Source organism: Promicromonospora sp. NPDC060204, from assembly GCF_042728455.1.
Classification (GTDB): domain Bacteria; phylum Actinomycetota; class Actinomycetes; order Actinomycetales; family Cellulomonadaceae; genus Promicromonospora.
Genome location: NZ_JBHWZO010000469.1, coordinates 1 through 1,394 on the forward strand (window position 1 = coordinate 1; position 1,394 = coordinate 1,394).

The following is a 1,394-nucleotide window of genomic DNA, read 5'->3' on the forward strand; positions in this document are numbered from 1 at the left end:
GAGAGCCGCTCGCTGGGGGCCTGGGGCTGCTGCCCCGGCGCCCGCGGCTGGGTTGGTCGGGGGTTTCGTCGCTGGGTCCGCGGGGGGGTATGTGCGGTGGGGCCGCCGCCGGTGGGCGCCGCCCACACCTTTCTGCGCGCGGGCTACGCCTGGCTGACGGGCTGTGCCTGCGTGCGCAGCAGCACGAGGTCGTCGTGGTCCAGGTCGCCCACCCGCTTGGTGCGCCGTCCGACCACCTCGAAGCCGCTCTTGCGGTAGAAGGCCTGGGCACGCTCGTTGCGCGCGTTGGTGCCGAGCCAGAACGGCAGGCCCGGGCCGAGCTCGGCCGCCGCGTCGACGGCGCCCCGCATGAGCGCGCCGGCCACCCCGCCGCCCAGCACGTCGGGGTGCACGTAGATCTTGGACAGCTCGACGTACGGCGCCTCGCGCCCGGTCGCCGAGCGGACGGCGTCAGCCTCGGCCGCTCCGTCGGGCGTCCCGAGCACGAGGAGGGCGTAGCCGAGCAGGCGTGTGCCGTCGTCGTGGACGAGCAGGGCGTGCCGGTCGCTGCCGGCCCAGCCACGGAAGTGCCCGGGGGTCAGCTTGTGCGCGATGTGGGTGGCCATGTCGGACGGCGGCGTGCCCGGCGGGCAGGCCAAGGGAAAGGTGAGGGCGGCGAGCCACGCGGTCTCGGACGCGTCGTCGACGCCCGCCCGGCGGACGGCGCCGGGGAGCGGGTCCGGTGCGGTGCTGCGTTCGGTCTGGTTCCCGGCGGACGACGCCGGTGAGAGCTCAGGTGTCACGACCCGAACGTAGTACGCGGCCCCGGTGCGCGGTCTCGAGGTGCGGCCGAGGCCCGGGGAGCGGAAAATGATCGTGGGGGAGCGGCAACGGACGGCACGTCGAGGTGCGCGGACCGGGGGCTTGCGCCTCAGGAGCGTGGCCCCGGTCACAAGCGTTGTCCGATGTTCGCTCATGAGTTGTTCAAATGCGCTCTGACCTGCAGAAACATGGTGTGCCGCAGGCCACTGCGCCCGAGTTGGCGTGTACGCGGGATCGTGTGTAATGTTCTCCAGGTCAGCCCGACGGGCAGACGGACACCGGGTAGGAAACGAACCGAGTGGCCGCGCCGGGGCTGGAACCCACATCGCAGGATCGAGGAACTTCGTGTTCCCCGGAATCGGGTGGGTCGCCATATTCGGCAAGCGGGTTGCAATTCCTTCCAGTTCGTAAGAACGAAGCGAATTTGATCGGCCGAAAGAATCTGGTAAGTTTAAGGAACTGCCCCGGACAGGGAAGCGAACAAGAAGAGTCGCGGTCCTGACGGTGTGCGTCGGTTGTTTGAGAACTCAACAGTGTGCTTGATAGTCAATGCCAATCATTTGACTCTCAGCGTTTCGGGTCGCATCGCCAGC

Annotated in this window: 1 protein-coding gene; it reads right to left on the reverse strand. The window is 69.2% G+C overall.

Annotated elements, in window-relative coordinates; all coding sequences use genetic code 11:
* Positions 1–143: 143 nt before the first annotated feature.
* Complete coding sequence (locus ACFWEJ_RS28750) at positions 144–782, reverse strand: GNAT family N-acetyltransferase (protein ID WP_377232565.1); 639 nt, start codon at positions 780–782, stop codon at positions 144–146.
* Between the last annotated feature and the right edge of the window lie 612 nt (positions 783–1,394).